Below are 407 nucleotides of genomic sequence, written 5' to 3' on the forward strand. Positions count from 1 at the left end.
CCAGTCATCGACGAAAGCAAATGTATAAAGTGCTATATTTGCTGGAAGTTTTGTCCAGAGCCTTCAATATACATAAAGGAAGATGGTTATGTCGCAGTGGACTATGATTATTGTAAGGGCTGTGGAATTTGTGCAAATGAATGCCCAACTAAAGCAATTGAAATGGTTAGAGAAAGCAAATGAGGTGGTATGAATGCCAATGAGAAAGGTTATGAAGGGTAATGAAGCTGCTGCTTGGGCTGCTAAACTTGCAAAGCCAAAGGTTGTTGCTGCATTTCCAATCACACCATCAACACTCGTTCCGGAGAAAATTAGTGAATTTGTGGCTGATGGGGAAATGGACGCTGAATTTATAAAAGTTGAAAGTGAGCACTCTGCAATTTCTGCATGTGTTGGAGCAAGCGCTG

1 protein-coding gene and 1 pseudogene are annotated in these 407 nt (G+C 41.3%); both read left to right on the forward strand.

Annotated elements, in window-relative coordinates; translation table 11 throughout:
• On the forward strand, nt 1-183 hold a 183-nt coding region (locus E3E26_RS11025; protein WP_167901367.1), incomplete at its 5' end, for a 4Fe-4S binding protein.
• A gap of 10 nt (nt 184-193) precedes the next feature.
• Nucleotides 194-407 (forward strand): annotated as a pseudogene (gene porA / locus E3E26_RS11030) (pyruvate ferredoxin oxidoreductase); the annotation flags it as partial.

The organism is Thermococcus sp. LS1 (assembly GCF_012027395.1).
Taxonomy (GTDB): domain Archaea; phylum Methanobacteriota_B; class Thermococci; order Thermococcales; family Thermococcaceae; genus Thermococcus.